Annotated in this window: 19 protein-coding genes; 15 read left to right on the top strand and 4 right to left on the bottom strand. The window is 60.8% G+C overall.

What is annotated here, in order from left to right:
* Window positions 1–93 precede the first annotated feature (93 nt).
* Window positions 94–1,155: a class II fructose-bisphosphate aldolase gene (fba, locus tag LPB072_RS18335; RefSeq protein ID WP_066085271.1), complete on the top strand. Its 1,062-nt coding sequence runs from the start codon at window positions 94–96 to the stop codon at window positions 1,153–1,155.
* Window positions 1,156–1,173: 18 nt separating this feature from the next.
* Here the strand turns inward: fba and LPB072_RS18330 are convergent, their stop codons facing one another.
* Window positions 1,174–2,067 (bottom strand): LysR family transcriptional regulator, encoded by an 894-nt coding sequence (locus LPB072_RS18330; protein WP_066085272.1) that lies wholly within the window; start codon window positions 2,065–2,067, stop codon window positions 1,174–1,176.
* 186 nt (window positions 2,068–2,253) lie between these two features.
* On the opposite strand from LPB072_RS18330, the gene LPB072_RS18325 reads away from it, so the two are divergent.
* The 5 genes from LPB072_RS18325 to LPB072_RS18305 all read left to right on the top strand — a co-directional run bounded on the left by LPB072_RS18325 (window position 2,254) and on the right by LPB072_RS18305 (window position 8,008).
* Window positions 2,254–3,675, top strand: coding sequence for a form I ribulose bisphosphate carboxylase large subunit (locus LPB072_RS18325; RefSeq protein WP_066086279.1), 1,422 nt, complete (start codon window positions 2,254–2,256; stop codon window positions 3,673–3,675).
* Window positions 3,676–3,812: 137 nt separating this feature from the next.
* On the top strand, window positions 3,813–4,160 hold the full coding sequence (locus LPB072_RS18320) for a ribulose bisphosphate carboxylase small subunit (RefSeq protein WP_066085274.1): 348 nt from the start codon (window positions 3,813–3,815) through the stop codon (window positions 4,158–4,160).
* A gap of 301 nt (window positions 4,161–4,461) precedes the next feature.
* Entirely contained in the window at window positions 4,462–5,265 is an 804-nt protein-coding gene (locus LPB072_RS18315) for a CbbQ/NirQ/NorQ/GpvN family protein (protein WP_066086281.1), read from the top strand.
* 16 nt (window positions 5,266–5,281) lie between these two features.
* Window positions 5,282–7,663 carry a nitric oxide reductase activation protein NorD gene (locus LPB072_RS18310; RefSeq protein WP_066085275.1) on the top strand — a complete coding sequence of 794 codons (2,382 nt, stop codon included), beginning with the start codon at window positions 5,282–5,284 and terminating at the stop codon, window positions 7,661–7,663.
* A gap of 33 nt (window positions 7,664–7,696) precedes the next feature.
* Window positions 7,697–8,008, top strand: a complete 312-nt coding sequence (locus tag LPB072_RS18305; protein WP_066085277.1) for a hypothetical protein — start codon at window positions 7,697–7,699, stop codon at window positions 8,006–8,008.
* Between the two features lie 60 nt (window positions 8,009–8,068).
* Here the strand turns inward: LPB072_RS18305 and LPB072_RS18300 are convergent, their stop codons facing one another.
* The 3 genes from LPB072_RS18300 to LPB072_RS18290 all read right to left on the bottom strand — a co-directional run bounded on the left by LPB072_RS18300 (window position 8,069) and on the right by LPB072_RS18290 (window position 10,427).
* A complete protein-coding gene (locus LPB072_RS18300) occupies window positions 8,069–8,680 on the bottom strand; it encodes a c-type cytochrome (protein ID WP_066085280.1) in 612 nt (203 codons plus the stop codon).
* 150 nt (window positions 8,681–8,830) lie between these two features.
* Entirely contained in the window at window positions 8,831–10,114 is a 1,284-nt protein-coding gene (locus tag LPB072_RS18295; protein ID WP_066085282.1) for an NAD(P)/FAD-dependent oxidoreductase, read from the bottom strand.
* A 13-nt stretch (window positions 10,115–10,127) separates the two neighbouring features.
* Complete coding sequence (locus LPB072_RS18290; protein WP_066085286.1) at window positions 10,128–10,427, bottom strand: c-type cytochrome; 300 nt, start codon at window positions 10,425–10,427, stop codon at window positions 10,128–10,130.
* Window positions 10,428–10,805: 378 nt separating this feature from the next.
* Here LPB072_RS18290 and LPB072_RS18285 point away from each other — a divergent pair, with 378 nt between their 5' ends.
* From LPB072_RS18285 to soxB, 9 genes are all read left to right on the top strand, one after another.
* Entirely contained in the window at window positions 10,806–11,213 is a 408-nt protein-coding gene (locus tag LPB072_RS18285) for an ArsR/SmtB family transcription factor (RefSeq protein WP_231943566.1), read from the top strand.
* Window positions 11,206–12,540 (top strand): sulfite dehydrogenase, encoded by a 1,335-nt coding sequence (gene soxC, locus LPB072_RS18280; protein WP_066085290.1) that lies wholly within the window; start codon window positions 11,206–11,208, stop codon window positions 12,538–12,540. Before LPB072_RS18285 ends, soxC begins: the two co-directional genes overlap by 8 nt.
* A gap of 65 nt (window positions 12,541–12,605) precedes the next feature.
* Window positions 12,606–13,640, top strand: coding sequence for a c-type cytochrome (locus LPB072_RS18275; RefSeq protein ID WP_096349029.1), 1,035 nt, complete (start codon window positions 12,606–12,608; stop codon window positions 13,638–13,640).
* 118 nt (window positions 13,641–13,758) lie between these two features.
* Window positions 13,759–14,097, top strand: a complete 339-nt coding sequence (locus LPB072_RS18270) for a c-type cytochrome (RefSeq protein WP_197508857.1) — start codon at window positions 13,759–13,761, stop codon at window positions 14,095–14,097.
* A gap of 39 nt (window positions 14,098–14,136) precedes the next feature.
* The gene (gene soxY / locus LPB072_RS18265) at window positions 14,137–14,592 is read left to right on the top strand and encodes a thiosulfate oxidation carrier protein SoxY (protein ID WP_066085293.1); all 456 of its coding nucleotides are present in this window, start codon (window positions 14,137–14,139) and stop codon (window positions 14,590–14,592) included.
* Window positions 14,593–14,651: 59 nt separating this feature from the next.
* Window positions 14,652–14,963 (top strand): thiosulfate oxidation carrier complex protein SoxZ, encoded by a 312-nt coding sequence (soxZ, locus tag LPB072_RS18260; RefSeq protein ID WP_082876717.1) that lies wholly within the window; start codon window positions 14,652–14,654, stop codon window positions 14,961–14,963.
* 80 nt (window positions 14,964–15,043) lie between these two features.
* Entirely contained in the window at window positions 15,044–15,859 is an 816-nt protein-coding gene (gene soxA, locus LPB072_RS18255) for a sulfur oxidation c-type cytochrome SoxA (protein ID WP_066085296.1), read from the top strand.
* A 14-nt stretch (window positions 15,860–15,873) separates the two neighbouring features.
* A complete protein-coding gene (soxX, locus tag LPB072_RS18250; RefSeq protein WP_066085298.1) occupies window positions 15,874–16,521 on the top strand; it encodes a sulfur oxidation c-type cytochrome SoxX in 648 nt (215 codons plus the stop codon).
* Window positions 16,522–16,642: 121 nt separating this feature from the next.
* Entirely contained in the window at window positions 16,643–18,370 is a 1,728-nt protein-coding gene (gene soxB, locus LPB072_RS18245; protein WP_066085300.1) for a thiosulfohydrolase SoxB, read from the top strand.
* The last annotated feature ends 49 nt before the right edge of the window (window positions 18,371–18,419 follow it).

The raw sequence follows: 18,419 nt of genomic DNA, 5'->3' as shown, positions 1-18,419 counted from the left end.
CCCCAGGGGGCGATCCGATCGAACCGGGAGATCCGAACCCGCCGCATCCTGAACCGACTGACAACCCACTCGCACTATCAAGAAGGAAACACCATGGCACTCATCACCCTTCGTCAATTGCTCGATCACGCCGCCGAACACGGTTATGGCTTGCCTGCCTTCAATGTCAACAACATGGAGCAGGTTCAAGCCATCATGCAGGCGGCCAATGCCGTCAACAGCCCTGTGATCCTGCAGGGTTCGGCTGGCGCACGCTCTTACGCGGGCGAGCCGTTTCTGCGGCACCTGATTTCAGCGGCCATCGAGATGTACCCGCACATCCCGGTGTGCATGCACCAGGACCATGGTGCGGCGCCAGCCATCTGTGCACGTTCCATCCAGTCGGGCTTCAGCTCGGTGATGATGGACGGCAGTCTTCTGGCCGACGGTAAAACGCCATCAACCTACGAATACAACGTGTCGACCACAAGGCAGGTGGTGGAGCTGGCCCACGCCTGCGGCGTGTCGGTCGAAGGAGAGCTGGGTTGCCTGGGTTCGCTGGAAACGGGCAAGGCAGGCGAAGAAGACGGCCATGGTGCCGAAGGCGAGCTGGACCATTCCTTGTTGTTGACCGACCCTGACGAAGCCGCCGACTTTGTGAGCAAGACGCAGGTGGACGCACTGGCCATCGCCATCGGCACCAGCCACGGCGCCTACAAATTCAGCAGCAAACCGAGTGGCAAGGTGTTGCGCATCGACCGGGTGAAAGCCATCCATCAACGCATCCCCAATGTGCACCTGGTGATGCACGGCTCCAGCAGCGTGCCCGAAGACTGGCTGGCCATCATCAACCAGTTTGGCGGCGACATGGGCGTGACTTACGGCGTGCCAGTGGAGGAAATCGTGGAGGGCATCAAGAACGGTGTGCGCAAGGTGAACATCGATACCGATCTGCGCATGGCCAGCACCGGCGCGATCCGAAAACACCTGGCCGAAGAGCGCAAGAACTTTGATCCGCGCAAGTTCTACAAGGAAGCGACCAAGGCCATGCAGGCGATCTGCGGTGCGCGGTATGAGGCTTTCGGCTCGGCGGGCATGGCCGGCAAGATCGGCCAGGTGCACAGCCTGGAGGCGATGCACAAGCGTTACGACGCAGGCTCGCTGGCCGCCATGTGAGTGTTCGCGGCTCCAGCTTCAGCGGTGGTCGAGCAGCCACTGTTTGAAGGCCAGCGTGGCCGCTGAAAGGTGCTTGCCGCGCGGGTAAACCACATGCCAGCGCCGGATCAGGGGAAAGCCCTGAACGTCGAGCCGAACCAGCTCGCCCAGGGCGATTTCCGATACCACCGTGGTGGCCGACAAGACCGCCAGACCAAGACCCCCCGCGACGGTTTGTTTGATGGCTTCGTTGCTGCCGACTTCCAGCCGGTTCTTTAACGCGATGCCGTGTTCGGCAAAGAACTTTTCGGTGGTCAGGCGCGTGCCCGATCCGGGCTCGCGCATGATGAAGGGTTCACTCGCGAGGCGTCTGGGGGCGATGCGTTTCCTGCCGGCCAGAGGGTGGTCGCGTGGTGCCACCAGAACCAGGGGGTTGTCCGCGAAGGGCTCGCTCACCAGGTCCATCGTGTCGGGCGGCTGACCCATGATGTAGAGATCGTCCTGGTTGCTGGCCAGGCGCTGCAACAGGTTCTCCCGGTTGCCCACCACCATCGCCACATCAATGCCGGGGTGTGCCGCGCAGAAACCACCCAGCAACTTGGGCACGGTGTATTTCACAGTGGTCAGGATGGCGAGCTTGAAGGTGCCGCGCTCGACACCTTGCAGGGCCAGCAGATCTTGCGAAAGCCGTTCCATGCGCGCCTCGATATCGGCGCATGCCTGGGAAAGAGTGGCGCCCGCCGCGGTCAGAAAGATTTTCTTTCCCAACTGCTCGAACAGCGGTTGCCCGATGGTTTCCGACAGCTGTTTGACCTGCAAAGACAAGGTGGGTGGTGAAAGATGCAGCGCCTCCGCGGCGCGCGCAAAGCTGTTGTGTTGCGCCACCGCGTGGAAGATGCGCAGCTGGTGCAGCGTGGCGTGGCGCAGGTTCATCAAGGTCGCTCCAGTTGATAGATAGGAAAAGCTCTATCGTTATCGTCAATATATTTTACTTTTACTTATTCTATAAGCGGTCAACAATTTGCTCCAGTTCAGCGCGAAAGCGGGCATCACTTGATGAAGCCATCAGCTCAAGCCTTGACCGACCACCCCGATCACATCGAACAGGAGCAAGACCGCATGGCCACGAAAACCTACAACGCCGGTGTCAAGGAATACCGCAGCACCTACTGGGAGCCTCAGTACGCCGTCAAGGACACCGACATCCTGGCGTGTTTCAAAATCACGCCTCAGCCCGGTGTGTCGCGCGAAGAAGTTGCCGCTGCCGTGGCCGCCGAGTCGTCCACCGGGACCTGGACCACGGTCTGGACCGACCTGCTGACCGACCTGGATTTTTACAAAGGCCGCGCCTACCGCATCGAAGACGTACCCGGCGATGACACCTGCTTTTACGCCTTCGTGGCCTATCCGATCGACCTGTTCGAAGAAGGCTCCATCGTCAACGTGCTGACGTCGCTGGTTGGCAATGTGTTTGGTTTCAAGGCCTTGCGCGCCTTGCGTCTGGAAGACATTCGATTCCCCATTGCTTATGTGAAGACCTGCGGTGGTCCACCAGCGGGCATCCAGGTGGAGCGCGACCGCTTCAACAAATACGGTCGGCCGCTGCTGGGTTGCACGATCAAGCCCAAGCTGGGGCTGTCGGCCAAGAACTACGGCCGCGCGGTGTACGAGTGCCTGCGTGGCGGTCTGGACCTGACCAAGGACGACGAGAACGTCAACAGCCAGTCCTTCATGCGTTGGCGCGACCGGTTCGAGTTCGTTGTGGAGGGCTGCCAGAAGGCCGAACGCGAGACCGGTGAGCGCAAGGGTCACTACCTGAATGTGACCTCGCCAACCGTGGAAGAGATGTTCAAGCGCGCTGAGTTCGCCAAGGAACTGGGTGCGCCGATCATCATGCACGACTTCCTCACCGGAGGCTTCACCGCCAACACCAGCCTGGCCAACTGGTGTCGCAACAACGGCATGCTGCTGCACATCCACCGCGCCATGCACGCCGTGCTCGACCGCAACCCGCACCACGGCATCCACTTCCGTGTGCTGACCAAGTGCCTGCGCCTCTCGGGCGGTGACCACCTGCACTCCGGCACGGTGGTGGGCAAGCTGGAAGGCGACCGCGAAGCCACACTGGGCTGGATCGACCTGATGCGCGAACGGTTCATCAAGGAAGACCGCTCACGCGGCATCTTTTTCGACCAGGATTTTGGTTCCATGCCCGGCGTCTTCCCGGTCGCCTCGGGTGGCATTCACGTGTGGCACATGCCCGCATTGGTCAACATCTTCGGTGACGACTCCTGCCTGCAGTTTGGTGGCGGCACGCTGGGCCACCCCTGGGGCAATGCGGCGGGCGCCTGCGCCAACCGCGTCGCAGTGGAAGCCTGCGTCAAGGCCCGCAACGAGGGCGTGGAAGTCGAGAAGGAAGGCAAGACCGTGTTGATGGATGCCGCCAAACATTCGCCCGAACTGAAAATCGCCATGGAAACCTGGAAAGAGATCAAGTTCGAGTTCGACACCGTAGACAAGCTCGACGTCGCCCACAAGTGAATCTCTGTCGATTTCGAGCCATTGCTTAGTCGCAGGGCATTGCTGTGCCTTCGGCACTGCCTGCAGTCCTGCTTCGCGTCTTGACTCGAGCTTGACAGAGAGCGCCCCCTTCGCTCCAACTTTCAGAGGAAATCCCAATGCAAGACTACACATCCCGCCTGTCCGACCCTGCGAGCCGCAAGTTCGAGACCTTCTCTTACCTGCCACCCATGACCGATGCGGAGATCCGCAAGCAGGTCGAGTACCTGGTCAAGAAGGGCTGGAACCCCGCCATTGAACACACCGAGCCACGCTACCTCGGCGACTCCTACTGGTACATGTGGAAGCTGCCCATGTTCGGGGAAACCGATGTGGACAAGGTACTGGCTGAAGCCGAAGCTTGCCGCAAGGCCAACCCGGACAACCATGTGCGCCTGATTGGCTACAACAACTTCAACCAGTCGCAAGGCACCTCCATGGTGATCTTTCGCGGCCGGACGATCTAGCCCCCGCGCCGGCTTCGCCGTCAACCCCCAGGGGGCGGCACTGGCGGCCTGGCAAAGCCAGTTCCGCGGTGCCCTTGGCTTGGACACGCGCTCCGGCCAATGTGTCTGACTTCCCTGCGCCAGCTCAACCCATCCAACGAGCGGGGGTCGGGGTGAGTGGCGCAGTGAAGTCAAGGCGGAGCCGGCCGCAGGCCGGCGGGGGACATGAACGGAGCCGTTCACCCCGGCCCGCGCGGTGCAGGCCAAAGAGAAATCCGCCTCGATTGAAGCAGTACGTGGCCTACGAATTCAGGAGATGAACATGAGCGACAACCTCGACGCCTACCGCGTCAGCAAAGAGCCCTACTACCGTCCAGTGGCCGACGAGGTTGAGCTCTATGAGGCCGCGTATTCGGTTCGCATGCCGATGATGCTCAAGGGGCCTACCGGTTGCGGCAAGACGCGCTTTGTCGAACACATGGCCTGGAAACTGAAGAAGCCCTTGATCACCGTGGCCTGCAACGAAGACATGACGGCTTCCGATCTGGTGGGGCGCTTCTTGCTCGACGCCAACGGGACGCGCTGGCAAGACGGGCCGCTGGCCACCGCCGCGCGGCACGGCGCCATCTGCTACCTCGACGAGGTGGTTGAGGCCCGGCAGGACACCACGGTCGTCATCCATCCGCTCACCGACAACCGGCGCGTGCTTCCACTGGAGAAGAAAGGAGAGCTGCTGCGCGCGCATCCTGATTTCCAGATCGTCATCTCGTACAACCCCGGCTACCAGAGCCTGATGAAGGACTTGAAGCAGTCGACCAAGCAGCGCTTTGGTGCGCTCGATTTCAACTACCCCGAACACGCGGTGGAAGCTGAGATAGTGGCGCATGAGACCGGTGTGGACATCGAGGTGGCCAACAAGCTGGTCAGCATCGCCGAGCGTGCGCGCAACCTCAAAGGACACGGTCTCGACGAAGGCATTTCCACCCGCATGCTGATTTACGCGGGCAGTCTGATCGCCACGGGGGTGGCCGCGCAGGCCGCCTGCCGCGTCACGTTGGTGCGACCCATCACCGACGATCCGGACATGCGGGACGCCCTGGACTCCGCCGTCGCCACGTTCTTCTGACACCACCGGGCCCGGCATGTCGATTCACTTGCACGATCACGCCGAATGGCTCGAAGACCTTGAGCCCGCTTCGCGCGAACGGCTGGAGCATGCCTGGCCCGAAGCGACCCGCGTGTTTTCCGCGCGCGGGCTCGACAACTACGTCAAGGGCGCGAGCGCCCTGCGTGGACTGGGTCGGGGCGCGGGGCTGGTGGACGCCTGGATCGACGCTGCGCCCCAGGTTGCCAAGGATGCGGGCGAGGACGTGGTGGGCGATCTGGCCACCACCGCGCTGTCGCTGGCGTCGCGGACCTCGGGTTCCGTGATCGAGCTGGTGCTGGGCACGGCACCCACCGCCGCGCGGCGCCTGGCCGACAGCGGGCTGTTTCTGCAGTACCTGCAGTTCCTGAACACCTTGGTGGCTCAGGCGCCGCGCGGCCTGCGGCCCATGCTCGACAAGCTGGATGTGTTGCTCGGCCAGCTCACGCTGGGTGGCCTGCGGCGCTGGGCAACCTGGGGCGCGCAAGCCCACCGCACCCAGTTCGAGGAGCAGATCGCCTACTTCGGCCTGAACTCCAAAGAGTCGCTGGCCATGTTGCAGAAAGAGCGCAAGGGCACGCTGCTGGTCGATGTGCAGCGGCGTATCAACATGTACCTGCGCGCCCTCTGGGGGCGTGACTTCTACATGCGTCCCACGGCCGGAGATTTTGAATCGCGCGAAGGCTACAGGCCTTTCATCGAAGACTGGTTGATCCACCTGCCCGATGCCTTTGATGCGGTCGATGGCACGCACGGACCCGTCCCTGCGACCGAGCTCTACCGTGCAGCGGCCGCACACGCTGCCGCCCATGTGATGTACACCCGCGCGCCGATATCGGCCGAATCGCTCAACCCTTGGCAGATGGCGGTGATCGGGCTGGTGGAAGATGCGCGCGTCGAGGCGCTCGCGGTGGCGCGCTTTCCAGGTTTGCGTGCACTCTGGTCCAGCCTGCACACCACCGAATGCGAGCAGGCGGCCACGGCTGGCGACTTCCTGAACCGGTTGGCCCGCGCGCTGGCCGACCCGGACCACCGGGACGACCATCCCTGGATCGCCCAGGGGCGGGTTCTCATGGCCCAGGCCTTGCCGCGCATCCTGGCGCAACCGTTCGAGAACACGGTGTCGTGGGACATGGGCGTGACGCTGGCGCACAGCTACCGCGAGCTGTGCCAGGGGCCGGTGTTCCAGCCGCGCACCGACCTGCAGGCCGCGCCCTACCGCGACGACAACCGCTACTTCTGGGCCTTTGAAGGCTTTGACGCCGACCAGGCTGCAGCGGCCGGCTATGAGCCCGTGCAGCAGGTGCGCAAGTATGTGAACGTGATGGAGCTGGCCAATGAGATCGAGGTGGAGAACGCGGGCGATGACGCGCAGGAGATCTGGGTCATGGGCACCGAGTTTTTCCCTTACGAAGACATGGGTGTGTCGTTCAACCAGAGCGAAGGTCACGAGGCGTTGGTGCCGCCCAGCCACTACCCGGAATGGGATCACCTGATCCAGCTTGAACGCCCAGCCTGGGTCACGGTACAGGAGCGCCGCGCGAAGGCGGGCGAGCTCGCCGTGGTCGAGGCCATCACCACCGAGCACCGCCGATTGATCGGGCGCATGAGGTTCATTCTCGATGCCATGCAGCCGCAAGGGGTGCAGCGCCTGCGCAAGCTGGAAGATGGCGACGAGATCGACCTCAACGCAGCGGTGGCCTCGCTGGTGGACATGCGCATGGGCCAGCAGCCCGACCCACGTTTCATGATGCGCAGCGTGCGGCAGCTGCGCGACATTTCGGTGCTGGTGTTGCTGGATCTTTCGCACTCCACCAACGACAAGGTCCGCAGCGCCCGTCCCGGTGCCACCGAGGGGCAGGAAACCACGGTGCTTGATCTCACTCGGCAAGCCTGTGTACTGCTGGCCGATGCGGTGGACAAGGTGGGTGATCCCTTTGCCATCCACGGTTTTTGCAGCGATGGCCGCCACGATGTGAACTACTGGCGCTTCAAGGATTTTGATCAGCCCTATGACGACCTCGCCAGGGCCCGCATCGCGGGCATGACCGGACAACTCTCCACCCGTATGGGCGCTGCCATCCGCCACGCCACGGTCGCCCTGCGCCAGCAGCGTTCCGGAAAAAAACTGTTGCTGGTGATCACCGACGGTGAGCCTGCCGATGTGGATGTGCGCGACCCGCAGTATTTGCGGCACGACACCAGAAAGGCCGTGGAAGAGGCCGGGCGCAACGGCGTGCTCACCTACTGCATGAGTCTGGACCCGAGAGCCGACCAGTATGTGAGCCGCATCTTCGGAGCGCGCAATTACATGGTCGTTGACAAGGTCGAACGCTTGCCTGAAAAGCTGCCCCTGCTGTACGCTGGCCTGACCCGCTGAACCTCAATCAATTCGTTTAACGAGCCCGCCACCATGATCCAGACCCGACCACAAACCTACGCTGGTATTGACCAGGAAGAGAACCACGGCATGACCATGACCGGGCGCTCCATTCGAGATGCCTGGGTGTTTGGCATCCTGCCGGAGGGGGACGGTTTTGCGGGCAAGACGGCAGGCGACATGCAAAACCTGTTCGAGCGGGTGCACAAGGCCTGGGATGACTTTGGCCAGCTCCCGAGCCGCTTGCCACCAGAGCTGGCCGAACGCCATGCACGCATCCACGATGAAGCCATTCAGCGGGCCAGGGCGAACGGCTGGAGCGCGGAACTCGGGGATGACGACTGACGGTTGCGGGGCCTTGATGCGATCGCGTTCAAGCATGCTGCAGTGCGCGACCAGCGATGCCTATTTGCCGCTGACGTATTCGGCCACGGCCACCATCTCCAGCTCCGTCATCTTCTCCACTACCGCGTGCATCACGGCGTTGTCGTTGGTGCGCTCGCGTTTGTTGAAGCTCTTGAGCTGGGTGTGAATATAGCCCGGTATCTGGGATGCGAGCCGGGGCAGGGTGGAGGTGCCTTGGGCGTCTGGCCCATGGCAACTGGCGCAGGCAGGCACTCCGCTGAACTTGTTGCCATTCTGGTAGATGTACTGACCCATGGCCGCCAACTGGGGTTCCTTGGACGTTGACGGGTGGGTGGGCATCTTCTCGTAGTACCGCCCCAAGGCCAGCATTTCATCGGGCGTCAGCTTGGCCACCATGTCGGCCATGGTGTTGCTTTTGCGTTGCCCGCTTTTGAACGCTTCCAGTTGTTTGGCGATGTAGGCGGCATGCTGGCCGGCCAGGCGCGGAAAGATATCGCTGGTGGACTCGCCCTGCGCACCATGGCAAAGGAAGCAGGAGCCACCCGCGATCTTCCTGGCTCTCGCCTCGTCAGCCTGTGCCCAGACCGACGCATGGCCAATGAGTAAAAGAATGCCTGCGGCGACGGCTCGCTTGGTGATCAAAGATGTCATGGTCGTTTTCTATCGATTCGTTGCGCAGAGCAAACATCTGTTCGGCGTGCACTGACCCAATCCAGCGGCGGCAGCGGAACCGGCTATGCCGGGCCGCTGGCTGCGCCCCCTTGAGAGGTGACGCCGAAGGCGGCGCAGGGGTGGTCCCTGTCAAGCCAGCGTATCGGCCCAGATGTTGCGGGCCCAGGCCAGCGCATAGCGGCTTTCGAGTTCGCTGGCCGCGGTTGATATGCCACCAGAGCCTGCGACGGTGAGCATGGTTTTCTTTTCAGCGTCGTAGCGGTGCACGCTGGCCACATGAACCGCTTCATCGGCGGCGACAAAGCTGTAGCAGGTGTTGGCGTAGATCGGCATGCCGGGCACTTCCTTGCCCTGCAGCAAGGAGACCACCGCGGCTGCACAGACCTTGCCGTGCTGGTTCGCCATGTGCCCTGATTTCGGCATGGCAGGCGCACCCTGGATCGCATCACCCAGTACGTGCACGTTTTTCGCCGCCTTGGACTCAAAACTGAGGAAGTCCACCTCACACCAGCGGTCGTTGGCTGTGGCCAGGCCCGATTTGAGTGCGATGTCGCCGGCGCGCATGGTCGGGATCACGTTGAGCACATCGGCCTTGAAGTCGTCATTGAACTCAAACTTCATGGTTCTGGTGGCGGCGTCAACGTCGGCTACGCGGTGCTTGGGGCGGTACTCGATCATGCCGTCGTAGTGCTCTTTCCAGGCCTTCATGAACAGGCCCTTTTTCGACTGGATATCGTCGTTGGCATCGAAGATCACGACCTTGCTTTTGGGCTTGGCGGTCTTGAAATAGCTCGCGATCATGCAGGCGCGCTCGTAGGGGCCGGGCGGGCAGCGGAACGGCGCCAGTGGAATCGACAGCGCGTACACACCGCCGTCGGGCATGGCTTCGAGTTGCTTGCGCAGGGCCACGGTTTGCGGACCTGCTTTCCAGGAGTGCAAGACGGCCTCTTTGGCACCGGGCTTGGCCATGCCCGGCAAGGTTTCATACATGAAATCCACGCCCGGGGAAACGATCAATCGGTCATAGGCCAGCTCGCCGCCACTGGCAAGCTTCACCGTGCGCTTCTCGGTGTCGATGCGGGTCACCATGTCGCGCACGAGCTTCACCCCGTGGCGCTTTTCCAGGTTGTCGTAGGGCGTAGTGATATCAGCCATGGTCTTGTGGCCACCCAGCACCAGGTTGGAGATCGGGCAGGAGATGAACTGCGCGTTGGGCTCGACCAGCGTGACCTGGATCGACTGCTCCGAGAACAGGCGTATGTATTTGGCGGCCGTGGCACCCGCATAGCCGCCACCGATCACCACCACTTTGGCGCCACTGCCGCCGGCAGTCGACGCGCAACCCGAGGCGAGACCCAAACCGGCAACCGCCGAGCCAGCACCCACGCTTTGTACAAATTGACGACGTTTCATGGTGTGGTCCTCCTTATTTCTTCAAAGATGCGAAGTAGCCGGCCAGCTGGGCCAACTGCTCGTCGGAATATCCCTTGGAGATCTGGTGCATCAAGGTGGCGGGTTTGCGCCCGGTTTTGAAGTCCATCAGCTTTTGCAGCAACTCGTCTTTGTCTTTCCCTGCAAGGGATTCATTGCCGGTCTCTGCCTTGCCCATGGTGCCGTGGCAGTTGGCACAAGCTGCCGCCCACACCCGGATCTGATTCACTTCGGCTTGTGCCCCCCAAGCGGTAAGGCACAAAGTGCTCGCAACCAGCCACTGTTTGCATTTCATGGTGCTTGTCTCCAAATTCGATTGCCGTGAAGAGAACCCGGAACGGTCTTTTGCCGTGCCTGTTCAGCGTACTGAAGCAGGGGCGTCCAGATGGCTTAAATCAGTCTGCACGCATATTCAGATCTTCATCCTAGCACCGTGGGTGAGGCCATTCGAACGGTGAAAACCCTCGAAAAATCAACGGCCAATCCTGGGAGCGCTTCAGCGAGTTGGATGCCGGATGCAGGAGAAAGTCAGGGGGCGAATGGGCGCTGTCCGGGGCCGGTGTTGTCAGAAAAGCGTCGGACTCCGGGTTTACACTAATCTTTATATAGGCAATCAATCATATAGTTGATTGAAGCAACGCAAACAGCACTCGGGAGACATCTGGTGGACGACATGCACGAGGTTTTTGAATCGGTTGCGCGCTATTTCGGCGTGCTCGGCGAACCGACGCGCCTGCGCATCCTGCATGCCCTATGCCAGGAAGAAAAGTGTGTGAACGAGATCATTCAAGCCACCGGTCTGGCGCAGGCCAATGCCTCGCGTCATCTGGGCCTGATGTACCAGGCCGGTATGTTGTCGCGCCGTCGTGAAGGCACGCAGATCTTTTACAAAGTGGCCGACCCGATGTATGTCGAGTTGTGCCGCACCGTGTCGATCCAGCTGATCAGCCGCACTGAGAGTGCCTCGACCGCCCGAGAAAGCCTGAGCCATTTCGCTGCCGAAATGCAGCCCCGCGTTGGTGGCGAACCGTCCATCAAATCCCAACCCCCTGCCAACCGGAAGGAAGAAGCAAGTGTCTAAAGACCTGAGCGAAGTCATCGGACGCGTGTTGCCCGCGCCCGAAAATTTTTTGAGTCCTGAGAAGCTGGAAACCGCCCGCAAGGCGCGCCGCCGATTCATGGGCAATGCTTTGGCCATGGGCGCTGGTGTGGCCGCATCGGCCAAGGCCTTTGCGGCCACCGAGGGCGAGGACGTGATCTTGAAACTGCCCGCGCACTCCACTGGCCTGGGCCAGTCGGTGGCGACCGATGGTTATGGCAAACCCAGCAAATGGGAGGCCAATCTGCAGCGCCGCCAGAGCCCGGGTCTGACCCGCGTCAACCAGGCGTCGGTGAGCTTCACCCCTTTGCAAGGCCTGTTCGGCATCATCACGCCCAGTGGCCTGCATTTTGAGCGCCACCACCAGGGCTGGTGGGACATCGACCCGTCCAAACACCGTTTGATGATCAACGGTCTGGTCAAGCGCGAACGCGTGTTCACCATGGACGATCTGATGCGGCTGCCCAGCGTGTCGCGCATCCACTTTATCGAGTGCGGCGCCAACGGCGCCACCGAGTGGGGCAACGTGGCCGTGCCCACGGTGCAATACACCCATGGCATGACAAGCTGCTCGGAGTTCACCGGCGTGCTGTTGTCGACCCTGCTGGACATGTGCGGCTACGACAAAAAGGCGGCGAAATTTGTATTGGCCGAAGGCGCTGATGGTTCTTCCATGACCCGCACGATCGACATCGAACGCGCCATGGACGATTGCATTGTGGCCTGGGCCATGAACGGCGAAATGCTGCGCCCCGAGAATGGCTACCCGTTGCGCCTGGTGGTGCCCGGCATTCAGGGCGTGAGCTGGGTCAAGTACCTGCGCCGCATCGAAGTGGGCGATCAGAAATACGCCACCAAAGATGAGGCCGTGCACTACATCGACCAGATGCCCGACGGATCCCACCGCCAATACACCGGTATCCAGGAGTGCAAGAGCGTGGTCACCACGCCATCAGGCGGCCAGACCTTGCTCGACAAGGGCTATTACAACGTGAGTGGTCTGGCCTGGTCTGGTCGGGGTTCGATCAAGCGCGTTGATGTCAGCGTGGACGGTGGCCGCAACTGGCGCACCGCACGTCTTGAAGGACCGACGCTCACCAAGGCGTTCACGCGCTTCAACATCGACTGGGTCTGGGATGGCAAACCCGCCATCCTGCAAAGCCGTGCCATCGACAGCACGGGCTATGTGCAGCCCAAGATCAACCAGCTGCGCGCCGTTCGTGGCACGCGCTCCGTGTACCACCAGAACGCCATTCAAAGCTGGCTGGTGTCTGAAAACGGTGAAGTCTCGAATGTGCAGGTGTACTGATGAAAACGCTATTCCAACAAACCACAAAAGTCACTCTGCGCTCTGTTGCGCTGGCCTCGGCACTGATGGGTGCCACCTGGGTCCATGCCGCTGAACCCGCATGGCACAACGTGGGCCGCGATGCCACCAGGGCCGAAGTCAAGGCCTGGGATATCGACGTTCGCCCAGACTTCAAGGGCCTGCCCGCAGGCTCCGGCTCGGTGAACGCCGGTGCCGACATTTGGGAAGACAAATGTGCCTCCTGTCATGGCAGCTTTGGTGAGTCGAACGAAACGTTCACGCCCATCATTGGCGGCACGACCAAGGAAGACATCAAGACAGGGCGAGTCGCGGGCCTGGTGGAAGGCAAGAGCATCGTGCCCCAGAAAACCACGATCATGAAGGTGGCAACGTTGTCCACCATCTGGGACTACATCAACCGCGCCATGCCCTGGAACGCGCCCAAGACCCTGTCCACCGACGAGGTCTACAGCGTCACCGCTTACCTGCTGAACCTCGCATCCATCGTGCCTGGCGACTTCACCCTCAGCGACAAAAACATCGCCGATGTGCAAAAGCTCATGCCCAACCGCAACGGCATGGTGTTTTATGAGCCGCTGTGGAAGGCCAATGGCAAAGGCGACGTGAAGAACGTGGCGTGCATGAAGAACTGCGAAGTTGACCCGACGGTTCATTCTTCATTGCCGGCGTTTGCCCGAGATGCACACGGCAACATCGCCGAACAGAACCGCCTGATCGGTCCCGTTCGCGGCGCCGACACCACAGTGCCCCCGCCCAAGGGGGTTGTGGGCTCGGTGCCACCGCCCAAGGCCGTGCTGGTTGCGGCAGCGCCGGCCGGAGAGGGGGCCGCTGTGAAAGGCTTGCTCGAAGCCAATGCCTGTACCGCCTGCCATGGCATGAAAAACAAGATCGTTGGCCCGGGCTTCAATGAAATCGCAATCAAACACAAAGACAAGGCCGACATCGAGGCCTACCTGGTGGACAAGATCAAATCAGGGGGGTCAGGCGTTTATGGACCGACACCCATGCCACCTCAGGCGCAGTTGAAAGAAGAAGATGCCAGGGCCATTGCCAAATGGATCGCATCGGGCGCACCTTGACCTGAGAGAGGTTGCTTCAGCGGCTTCGAAAGTGATCAAACTTCGCTTTACGCTTATTTATCGATATCCGCATTTAATCGTTAACCCCATACGCTTTTACCCAAGGAGTCTCTAAGCTATGAGCATGCATCTGAAAAAATTCGTGTTGGCTGTTTCGGCCCTTCTGGCCACCGCAGGTGCCTTCGCTCTGGACGCCGCTGCGGCCAAAGCGCTGGCGTCCAAGAGCGCGTGCCTGGCGTGTCATGCGGCCGACAAGAAAATCGTAGGCCCTTCCTATCAGGATGTGGCTGCCAAACACAAAGGGCAGGCCGACGCGCTGGAAAAAGTGGCTGCCCGTATCAAATCGGGTGGTTCCGGCATTTACGGTACGGTTCCAATGCCGCCTCAGCCAGCGCTCAAAGACGAAGAGCTCAAGCTCTTGGCCGCCTGGGTGCTTGCTGGCGCCCCCGATAAGTAAACTTCAACCCCTGTTTTTTTCTCTCACTAGGAGTTCGACATGAACAATTCACGCCGCACCGCCATCAAGACCACCGGCGCGTTCGCCACGCTGGTGTCTCTGGGTATCGTTACGCAAAGCCAGGCTATGGCTGCCATTGACCGTGCCGCTTTCCAGGTCAAGACCCTGGAAGACGCACTGAAGGCCCTGGGTGGCACACCCGTCTCCAGCGACAAGGTCGCCGTGGTGTCGCCCGACATCGCCGAGAACGGCGCCGTCGTGCCTGTGGGTGCCACCTCCAGCCTGCCCAACACCACCGAGATGTACATCATCATCGAGAAGAACCCGACGCCGCTGTCGTGCGCATTCTTCATCCCTGCCGGTACCGCTGCCGATGTGCAGACCCGCGTCAAAATGGGCCAGAGCACCAACGTCGTGGCCGTGGTGAAAGCCGATGGCAAGCTTTTCTCGGCCACCAAAGAAACCAAAGTGACCCTGGGCGGATGCGGCGGTTGATCGCCTTCTCCGCTTGCAAGTCCACCCCATTCACCTTCAATTGAAATCAGGAGTCCAACATGGCTGATCCAATGCGCATCCGTGCCGCCCTCGCCGGCGACGAAACCACCGTCCGCGTCCTCATGGCGCACATCATGGAACCCGGCACCCGCAAGGACGCCTCCGGTGCCCTCATTCCCGCCCACTTCATTCAAGACGTGGAAGCCACCAGCAACGGCAAGTCCGTTCTGAAAGCCATGTTCAGCGGCTCCGTGTCGCAGAACCCCTTTCTGTCCTTCAAATTCAAGGGCGGCGCCAAGGGTGACAAGGTTGTCGTGAAGTGGAGCGACAACAAAGGCGACTCCCGTTCCGACGAAGCCACCATCGGCTGACCGGCGAGGGTGCAGACGGCCAGCCACCTGTGTTGCTGGCCGTTTTTGATTTTTCACCGAAAAAAGAAGGAGACCTCCAGATGAAAAAAGCCATGGCAATTCGCCAGATCTTTGTGGCCGCCGCCATGACCGCAGGGGTCATCGGTGCCGCCAACGCCCAGGACTCGTCAGCAGAAGGCATTGCGAAATACCGCGAGATGCTGGCCGATGGCAACCCTGCCGAGCTGTTTGAAATGAAGGGCGAAGAGCTCTGGAAAACCAAACGCGGTCCCAAGAACGTCAGCCTCGAACAATGTGATCTGGGCAAAGGCCCAGGGGTCATCAAAGGAGCGCTCCTTGAGTTGCCCAAGTACTTCGCCGACACTGGTCGGGTGCAAGATCTGGAAATGCGCCTGATCACCTGCATGGAAACCCTCCAGGGCTTCAAGGCCGACGATCTCATCAATGCCTCTTATGGCAAAGGCGAGAGCGCCAACATGGTGGCCATGGTCACCTATATCGCCACCGCGTCCAAGGGCATGCGCTTCAATCTGCCACAGGCGCATGAGCAAGAAAAAAACATGTATGAAGTGGGCAAGCGCCTGTTCTTCATGCGCAGCGGCCCGCATGACTTTTCCTGCGCCACCTGCCATGGCCAGGACGACAAGCGCATTCGCCTGCAAGACCTGCCCAATCTCACCAAGAACCCTGGTGATGGCATCGGTTTTGCCGCATGGCCCGCTTACCGCGTCTCCAATGGTCAGTTGTGGACCATGCAAAAGCGCCTGAACGATTGCTACCGCCAGCAGCGTTTCCCTGAGCCCAAATTTGGCAGCGATGCCACCCTGGCGCTCTCGATTTACATGGGTGTGAATGCCAAGGGCGCCGAGTCCATCATTCCAGCACTCAAGCGTTGAACAGGAGACAGAACATGAAAAAAATCAATCTCGCACTGATCCCTGCCGCCGTGGTGTTGTTGGCGGCTTGCTCTGCCTCTCCTTCGGGCGGCGGCTACGACAAAATGACCGCCGATGTCGTGAAGTCCTCCTTCAAGGCCAAGGGCATTGCCACGCTGGACCGCTTGAATCAGGACGAAGCCAACCGCTTGTGCAGCGCGGCCGAAGTGGCCGGTAAACCGCTGGATGAAACCGCGACCAAAGCCATTGAAGCGGCCAGCATGAAGACCGTCAAATGGCCCTCGGATGGCAAGTACCTGGGCGACTGGAAAGCGGGCGAGAAAGTTGCCCAAAGTGGCAAAGGCCTGAGCTGGGCCGACAAAGCCGACCGCGACAATGGTGGCAACTGCTACAACTGCCACCAGATCACCAAGGAAGAAATCTCCTTTGGCACGATTGGCCCCAGCCTGTACAACTACGGCAAGCTGCGCGGGGTCACCGACCCCAACAGCGCCGCAGGCATGGAAATCGTGAAGTACACCTGGGGCAAGATGTGGAACGCCCGGGCAACCAACGCCTGTTCGTTGATGCCACGCTTTGGCCACAACGACATCCTTGACGAAGGGCAAATCAAGGATGTCATGGCTTTGTTGCTGGATCCTGCATCACCAGTGAACAAATGATCTGAACCTGGCGCACGAAGCGGTGGCTTCGTGCGTGTGCAACGGAGGCTTTGAAGCGCCTCCGTTGCCGGTTCAAAAAAATTTCGCGCAAATATCAGCGATCAATTGAAAAGGAATGTATATGAGCTTCAGCCGTCGTGAATTCATGCAAGTGCTCGCCGTGGCCAGTGCGGGCGGCATGGCCTTGAACCACAAGGATGTGCTGGCAGGCAAAGCCGGCGCGGGGCAGGCCATGTACGACTTGCCAAAGTTCGGCAACGTCAGCTTCCTGCACTTCACCGACTGCCATGCGCAGCTGATGCCGATTCATTTCCGCGAACCCAACGTGAACCTGGGCGTGGCCGAAGCGGTGGGCCGTCCGCCCCATATCGTGGGTGAAGGCTTGCTCAAGCATTTCAAGATCCGCCCCGGCACGCCCGAGGCCCACGCCTTTACCTACCTCAACTTCGAACAGGCCGCCAAAACCTACGGCAAGGTCGGTGGCTTTGCCCACATGGCAACGCTGATCAAGATGATGAAGGCCAGCCGTCCTTACGCGATGCTGCTGGACGGTGGCGACACCTGGCAGGGCAGTGCCACCGCGCTGTGGACCGACGGCCAGGACATGGTCGACGCCTGCAAAATGCTCGGCGTCGACGCCATGAGCCCGCACTGGGAGTTCACCCTTGGCGAAGCGCGTGTGCAGGAAATCATCAAGAAGGACTTTGCCGGGAAGCTCGACTTTCTGGCGCAAAACGTCAAGACCAACGACTTCGGTGACCCGGTGTTCAAGCCTTACGTCATCAAGGAAATGAATGGCGTGCCCGTGGCCGTGATCGGGCAAGCATTCCCTTACACCCCCATCGCCAACCCCAGCCACATGGTGCCCAACTGGACCTTCGGTATCCAGGACGACAACATGCAGAAAATGGTCGACGAGGTGCGGGCCAAAGGCGCGCAAGCGGTGGTCGTGATTTCGCACAATGGCATGGACGTGGACATCAAGATGGCCTCGCGCGTGACCGGTATCGACGCGATTCTGGGTGGTCACACCCACGACGGCATGCCAGCCCCCTTCGTTGTGAAAAATGCCAGCGGCCAAACGCTGGTCACCAACGCGGGTTCCAACAGCAAGTTTCTCGGCGTGCTCGATTTCGATGTGCGCGGCGGCAAGGTGCAGGATTTCCGCTACAAGCTGCTGCCCATTTTTGCCAACCTGTTGCCGGCCGATGCCGAAATGCAGACCTACATCACCCAGGTGCGTGCACCCTACAAGGCCAAGCTCGACGAAGAGCTGGCGATTTCCGAAGGCCTGCTCTACCGCCGTGGCAACTTCAACGGTTCGTGGGACCAGCTCATCGTCGACGCCCTGATGGAAGTCAAGGGCGCCGACATGGCTTTCTCGCCCGGCTTCCGCTGGGGTACCACCATCTTGCCGGGCCAGGCCATCACGCGTGAACTGATGATGGACCAGGTGGCCATCACCTACCCGTCCAGCTCGCTGAACGACATGACGGGAGAGACCATCAAGACCGTGCTGGAAGACGTCTGCGACAACCTGTTCAACCCCGATCCGTATTACCAGCAGGGTGGCGACATGGTGCGCGTGGGCGGGTTGGCCTACACCTGCGATCCCAAAGCGGATTCTGGCAAGCGCATCAGCAACATGATGCTCAAAGGCAAGGCCATCGAGGCCGACAAGACTTACAAAGTGGCTGGTTGGGCGCCAGTCGCCAAAGGTGCCACGGGAGAACCCATCTGGGACGTCATGGAGGCCTACTTCAAGAACCACAAGACCATCGCCCCGCGGACCATCAACACCCCCAAACTGGTCGGCATGGCTGGCAACCCGGGCATGGCCGGGATGTAACAGAAAACCCCGGCACAGCGGGTTCCTGCCGGGCTTTGCTATGCTTGGG

This window comes from Hydrogenophaga crassostreae (genome assembly GCF_001761385.1).
Classification (GTDB): domain Bacteria; phylum Pseudomonadota; class Gammaproteobacteria; order Burkholderiales; family Burkholderiaceae_C; genus Hydrogenophaga; species Hydrogenophaga crassostreae.
The sequence above is the reverse complement of the archived record's forward strand: the minus strand, read 5'-3'. Positions and strand labels throughout refer to the sequence as shown.